7 protein-coding genes are annotated in these 6,327 nt (G+C 63.1%); 6 read left to right on the top strand and 1 reads right to left on the bottom strand.

Annotated features, from left to right (window positions below):
* Positions 1-36: 36 nt before the first annotated feature.
* On the bottom strand, positions 37-750 hold the full coding sequence (locus tag ACK1VC_RS18935; protein ID WP_023047315.1) for a UTRA domain-containing protein: 714 nt from the start codon (positions 748-750) through the stop codon (positions 37-39).
* 328 nt (positions 751-1,078) lie between these two features.
* On the opposite strand from ACK1VC_RS18935, the gene ACK1VC_RS18930 reads away from it, so the two are divergent.
* From ACK1VC_RS18930 to ACK1VC_RS18905, 6 genes are all read left to right on the top strand, one after another.
* Complete coding sequence (locus ACK1VC_RS18930; protein WP_060518723.1) at positions 1,079-2,137, top strand: ABC transporter substrate-binding protein; 1,059 nt, start codon at positions 1,079-1,081, stop codon at positions 2,135-2,137.
* Positions 2,138-2,262: 125 nt separating this feature from the next.
* Complete coding sequence (locus tag ACK1VC_RS18925) at positions 2,263-3,069, top strand: alkaline phosphatase family protein (protein WP_023047314.1); 807 nt, start codon at positions 2,263-2,265, stop codon at positions 3,067-3,069.
* The gene (locus ACK1VC_RS18920) at positions 3,066-3,917 is read left to right on the top strand and encodes an ABC transporter permease (RefSeq protein WP_016485317.1); all 852 of its coding nucleotides are present in this window, start codon (positions 3,066-3,068) and stop codon (positions 3,915-3,917) included. Before ACK1VC_RS18925 ends, ACK1VC_RS18920 begins: the two co-directional genes overlap by 4 nt.
* Positions 3,907-4,701, top strand: a complete 795-nt coding sequence (locus ACK1VC_RS18915) for an ABC transporter permease (protein WP_016485316.1) — start codon at positions 3,907-3,909, stop codon at positions 4,699-4,701. Before ACK1VC_RS18920 ends, ACK1VC_RS18915 begins: the two co-directional genes overlap by 11 nt.
* Before the next feature lies 1 nt (position 4,702).
* A complete protein-coding gene (locus ACK1VC_RS18910; protein WP_191087351.1) occupies positions 4,703-5,692 on the top strand; it encodes an ABC transporter ATP-binding protein in 990 nt (329 codons plus the stop codon).
* Positions 5,693-5,706: 14 nt separating this feature from the next.
* Positions 5,707-6,327 (top strand): HAD family hydrolase (locus ACK1VC_RS18905; RefSeq protein WP_449118015.1); only part of this gene is annotated, 621 nt, incomplete at its 3' end.

Below are 6,327 nucleotides of genomic sequence, written 5' to 3'. Positions count from 1 at the left end.
CCGGCGATGGGCTGCAAAGCAGCCCAGAATCCAAGATCAACCGGCCTGTGCACGGATGCGGATGGCATCATGCCGCCAATACTCCAGGTCACAGTCGATCAGGTGCCCATGCTGGTCGCTGTTGACCCGCGTAATGTGCAGCCCCGGGCTGCCCACCGACACCTTCAACGCCCCTGCTGCCTCCACCGGCAATGCCGTCGGCAAGATCTCGAAGCATACCTGCCCGTACCGGATGCCATACACCCGCCCATAAATCTCGGTCAGCGACTGCGCCAGGTCCTGTTCGAGAATGCCCGGAAAATAACGGGGATTCAGGTAGTGCTCGGCATACAGCACCGCGCGCCCGTCAATTCGCCGCAAGCGGCAGATTCGCACCACGCTGGACAACGCCGGTAGCTGCAAGCGGGCACAGATGGCCGCCGACGCTGGCTGCAGCCGTGCCGAGAGGAGTTCGGTAGTGGCCACACGCCCCTGATCGCGCACCATGGCATGGAAGTGGCTGCGCTCGATCAGGTCGTAGGTGAGCCGCTCGGGCGCGACGAACCAGCCGCGACGCTCTTCGCGGTAGATCAGGCCCTGGGCCTCCAGCTGCGCCAGTGCCTCACGCAGGGTGATGCGCGTGGTGTCGAACACCTCGCTGAGCTTGCGCTCGGCCGGCAGCTTGCCGCCGGGCGCCAGCAGGCCGTGCTCGATTTGCTCCAGCAGGGCATGGCAGATGGCTGTTACCGCACGCGGTGGCATCGGCTGCATGAAGGGTTACCTATCTGGACTAGTCCAGCCCCAGAACAGGGCACTTGGAGAATAGTGCAAGCCTAGGCAGGGCTGATGAACATCCTGTGACAAGGCTGCCGACGGGGTACTGCCAGAATCGGGCCAGCCCCGCAAAACCGGGGGTTCACCATGGTCTACGCTGTATTGCCAGGAGCCCGTCGACACCTTGGCGGGCCCTTCCCTACATCAAATTGTCACGCAAGCGGCCTACCTTGGCTCAAGGTTTGCTGACCTAGACCAAAGGTTCCAGGCAACGGCTTCACTCATAACAACGATCGGTTAAAGGCACCCACCCAAGGAGCTACGGATGAAAAAGTTGTTCATGGCGTCACTGCTCGGTTCGGCCATCGCGTTCTGTACCTCGGCCATGGCCGAGGACCTCAAGGCCCTGGAAGATGCCGCCCGCAAGGAAGGCACCGTCAACAGCGTGGGCATGCCCGATGCCTGGGCCAACTGGAAAGGCACCTGGGAAGACCTGGCCAGCAAATACGGCCTCAAACACAGCGACACCGACATGAGCTCGGCACAGGAACTTGCCAAGTTCGAAGCCGAGAAGGACAACGCCAGCGCCGACATTGGCGATGTGGGGGCCGCCTTCGGCCCTATCGCGGTGACCAAGGGCGTGAGCCAGCCATACAAGCCAAGCACCTGGGACCAGGTGCCGGAGTGGGCCAAGGACAAGGACGGCCACTGGGCGCTGGCCTATACCGGCACCATTGCCTTCATCATCAACAAGGACCTGGTCAAGGAAGAGGAACGGCCGAAAACCTGGCATGACCTGGAAAAAGGCAAGTACAAGGTCGCCATCGGCGACGTCGGCACTGCCGCCCAGGCCGCCAACGGCGTGCTTGCCGCCGCCATCGCCTACAAAGGCGATGAAAGCAACGTGGCCCCCGGCCTGCAACTGTTCACCAAACTGGCCCAGCAAAAGCGCCTGTCGCTGGCCAACCCGACCATCCAGACCCTGGAGAAAGGCGAGGTGGAAGTCGGCGTGGTGTGGGACTTCAACGGCTTGAGCTACCGTGAACAGATCGACCCCAAGCGCTTTGAAGTGCTGATCCCGTCGGATGGCTCGGTGATTTCCGGCTATACCACGGTCATCAACAAATACGCCAAGCACCCCAACGCGGCCAAACTGACCCGTGAATACATCTTCAGCGATGCCGGGCAGATCAACCTGGCCAAGGGGCATGCCCGGCCCATCCGTGCCGAGCACCTGAAGCTGCCGGCGGATGTGCAGGCCAAGTTGCTGCCTAACGAGCAATACGGAGCTGCCCAGCCGATCAAGAATGCCGAAGCCTGGGAAGCCACCTCGAAGAAACTGCCACAGATGTGGCAGGAGCAAGTGATCATCGAGATGGAATAAACGGCTAGCTTGCCTAGTGCCTGACCCGGCCCCTTCGCGGGCACGCTCCCACAGAGACCGTGCAAAACCCTGTGGGAGCGGGCATGCCCGCGAAGAAGCCAACGCGGTTTATGACTGGAGCCACCATGCAACACAACGTCATCCTGGTCCTGCTAGACGGCCTGAACTATCAGGTCGCCCACCACGCCATGGGCCACCTGCATGCCTATGTAGAGGCCGACCGCGCCGCGCTGTACCGCGTGGAATGCGAGCTGCCGTCGCTGTCACGGCCGTTGTACGAATGCATCCTCACCGGCGTGCCGCCCATCGACAGCGGCATCGTGCACAATAACGTCAACCGCCTGTCCAACCAGCGCAGCGTGTTCCACTACGCCCGCGAAGCCAACCTGGGCACCGCAGCGGCGGCCTATCACTGGATGAGTGAGCTGTACAACCGCTCGCCTTTCGACCCCCAGCGCGACCGCCATACCCACGCGCCGAAGCTGCCGATCCAGCATGGGCTGTTCTACTGGGACGACCGTTACCCCGATTCGCATCTGCTGGCGGATGGCGAATACCTCCGCCGTCGCCATGCCCCCAACTTCCTGCTGGTGCACCCGATGAGCATCGACGATGTCGGCCACCGCCACGGCCTGGACAGCAGCCAGTACCGCAACGCAGCGCGCAGCGTCGATATCTTGCTGGCCGACTACCTGCCAGGCTGGCTCGAAGAGGGCTATCAGGTAATGGTCACCGCCGACCACGGCATGAACAACGACCGCTCGCACAACGGCCTGCTGACCGAGGAGCGCGAAGTGCCGCTGTTCGTCTTTGGTGACGCCTTCAGCCTGGACCCGGCGGCCAAGCCGCTGCAGACCGAGCTGTGCGGCACCCTATGCGAGCTGCTGGGCGCTGCCCACGACAAGACCGTGTGCCGGGAGCTGCTGAAGTGACCACACCCAAGCGCAGCGGCGCCCGTGGCCGCTACCTGGCCCTGCTTTGCTTGCTGCCGTTTGCCGTGTTCTTCGTCATCTTCCAGATTGCCCCGTTGGCCTGGGTGGCGATCAACAGCGTGCAATCGGAAGCCGGCTGGGGCGTCGAAAACTTCAGCAAGGTGTTCAGCTCCAAGTTCTACCTACAGGCCATACAACGCAGCCTGGAGATCAGCTTCTGGTCGAGCCTGTTCGGCATCGTCATCGCCACCCTTGGCGCCTATTCGTTGCGCCAGGTGGACTCGAAGCTGCGCGACTTCGTCAGCGCCTTCGCCAACATGACCAGCAACTTTGCCGGCGTGCCGCTGGCGTTCGCCTTCATCATCCTGCTCGGGTTCAACGGCGCGCTGACACTGCTGCTGAAGCAGGTCGGCCTGCTGGAAGACTTCAGTATCTATTCCAAAAGCGGGCTGATCCTGGTGTACACCTACTTCCAGATCCCGCTGGGTGTGTTGCTGCTCTACCCCGCCTTCGACGCCCTGCGTGAAGACTGGCGCGAGTCGGCCGCCCTGCTTGGCGCCAACCACTGGCAATACTGGCGGCACATCGGCCTGCCGGTGCTCACCCCGGCACTGCTGGGCACCTTCGTCATCCTGCTGGCCAACGCCCTCGGTGCATACGCCACCGTGTACGCGTTGACCACCGGCAACTTCAACGTACTGCCGATCCGTATCGCTGGCCTGGTAGCCGGGGACATCAGCCTCGACCCGAACCTGGCCAGCGCCCTGGCCATGGTGCTGGTGGGGCTGATGACGCTGGTCACGGTGGTGCATCAATGGCTGCTGAAGAGGAGCTACCATGCGCGCTGACGCCCGTTCCGGCGGCTGGTACCACCGCGTTGTGGTCTACCTGCTGTTCTTGATCCTGCTGCTGCCACTGGCCGGCACCCTGCTCTATTCGCTGGCCACCAGCTGGTCGGCCAGCCTGCTGCCCAGCGGCCTGACCCTGAAATGGTACGTGGCACTGTGGAGTGAGCCGCGCTTCCTCGCCGCCTTCGGCCAGTCGCTGCTGGTGTGCCTGGGCGCGCTGCTGCTGTCGGTGGTGCTGATCCTGCCGCTGCTGTTCGTGGTGCACTACCACTTCCCGCGGCTCGATGCGTTGATGAACATGCTCATCCTGCTACCGTTCGCGGTACCGCCGGTGGTGTCCTCGGTAGGGCTGCTGCAACTGTATGGCAGCGGGCCGATGGCCATGGTGGGCACGCCGTGGATCCTGATCGGCTGCTATTTCACCATTGCCCTGCCGTTCATGTACCGGGCCATTACCAACAACCTGCAGGCAATCAACCTGCGCGACCTGATGGACGCCGCCCAGCTACTCGGCGCCAGCACCTGGCAGGCAGCGCTGCTGGTGGTGCTGCCCAACCTGCGCAAGGGCCTGATGGTGGCGCTACTGCTGTCGTTCTCGTTCCTGTTCGGCGAGTTTGTGTTCGCCAACCTGCTGGTCGGCACCCGCTACGAGACCCTGCAGGTGTACCTGAACAACATGCGCAACAGCAGCGGCCACTTCAACAGCGCACTGGTGATCTCGTACTTCGCCTTCGTGCTGGTACTGACCTGGGTCGCCAACCGCCTGAACAAGGACAAGACCTGACATGAGCTTCGTCAGCGTACAGAACCTGCAGAAAAGCTACGCCGGCAGCCCGGTGTTCGAGAACATCGACTGCCACATCGAGCGCGGCGAGTTCGTGACCCTGCTGGGCCCGTCCGGCTGCGGCAAGTCCACCCTGTTGCGCTGCATCGCCGGGCTGACGCCGGTGGACAGCGGGCAGATCCTTCTCGACGGCCACGACATCGTGCCGCTGAGCCCGCAGAAGCGTGGCATTGGCATGGTGTTCCAGAGTTACGCGCTGTTCCCCAACATGACCGTGGAACAGAACGTGGCGTTTGGCTTGCGCATGCAGAAGGTCAAGGCCGACGAAAGCCAGGCCCGTGTCCGTGAGGTGCTGGCGCTGGTGGAGCTGGGCAACTTTGCCGGGCGCTACCCGCACCAGTTGTCTGGCGGCCAGTGCCAGCGCGTGGCCCTGGCCCGCTCACTGGTTACCCGCCCGCGCCTGCTGCTGCTCGACGAGCCGCTGTCGGCACTGGATGCGCGTATTCGCAAACACCTGCGCGAGCAGATTCGTGCCATCCAGCGCGAGCTGGGGCTAACCACTATCTTCGTCACCCACGACCAGGAAGAAGCGCTGACCCTGTCCGACCGCATCTTTCTGATGAATCAGGGGCGTATCGTCCAGAGCGGCGATGCCGAAACCCTCTACACAGCGCCTGTGGACCTGTTTGCCGCCGGCTTTATCGGCAACTACAACCTGCTCGACGCCGAAAGCGCCAGCCGCCTGTTGCAGCGCCCGGTCACCAGCCGCCTGGCGATCCGCCCAGAGTCGATCACCTTGGGCGTCAACGGCGAACTGGATGCCGAAGTCCGCAGCCACAGCCTGCTGGGCAATGTGATCCGCTACCGGGTAAACGTGCGCGAGGTGGAGTTGGTGGTCGACGTGCTCAACCGCTCGCCGGCCGACCTGCACGGGGACGGGAAACGGGTAAGCTTGTCCATCGACCCCACGGCGCTGCGGGAAATGGCTTAAGGAGATTCAACTCAATGGCACTGGCAATTTTCGATCTGGACGAAACCTTGATCCACGGTGACTGCGCGTCGCTGTGGAGCGAGCAGATGGCCCGGCTGGGCTGGGTAGACGGCAAAGCGTTCCTGCGCCGCGACCATGAACTGATGGAGGCCTATGGCAAGGGCCACCTGCGGATGGAGGAGTACATGGCCTTCAGCCTGGAGCCGATTGCCGGGCGTACCCTGGAAGAAGTCGAGCACCTGGTGGAGCCGTGGGTAGAAGACGTGATAGAGCCGATCATCTTTGGCGACGCCTGCCGCTGCATTGCCGAGCACCGCCAGCGTGGGGACCGCATTCTGATCATTTCCGCTTCGGGGACGCACCTTGTCGGGCCGATTGCGGCACGGCTGGGGGTGGATGAATACCTGGCGATTGAGCTGGAGGCGGTGAACGGGGTGTATACGGGCAAGACCCACGGGGTGCTGACCTACCGCGAGGGCAAGATCACCCGGTTGCTGGAGTGGCTGGACCAGGAGCAGGAGAATCTGGAGGGGGCGAGCTTCTATTCCGACTCGCGCAATGACTTGCCACTGCTGCTGAAGGTGGATCACCCGCATGTGGTGAACCCGGATGCGGTGTTGCGCGAGCATGCCCAG

The organism is Pseudomonas sp. XP2, assembly GCF_053557975.1.
This window is presented reverse-complemented; position numbering and strand designations above follow the sequence as displayed.

Coding starts and splice junctions, on each gene's coding strand:
- ACK1VC_RS18935 (WP_023047315.1), bottom strand. CDS start 750: ATGCAGCCGATGCCACCGCGTGCGGTAACAGCCATCTGCCATGCCCTG.
- ACK1VC_RS18930 (WP_060518723.1), top strand. CDS start 1,079: ATGAAAAAGTTGTTCATGGCGTCACTGCTCGGTTCGGCCATCGCGTTC.
- ACK1VC_RS18925 (WP_023047314.1), top strand. CDS start 2,263: ATGCAACACAACGTCATCCTGGTCCTGCTAGACGGCCTGAACTATCAG.
- ACK1VC_RS18915 (WP_016485316.1), top strand. CDS start 3,907: ATGCGCGCTGACGCCCGTTCCGGCGGCTGGTACCACCGCGTTGTGGTC.
- ACK1VC_RS18910 (WP_191087351.1), top strand. CDS start 4,703: ATGAGCTTCGTCAGCGTACAGAACCTGCAGAAAAGCTACGCCGGCAGC.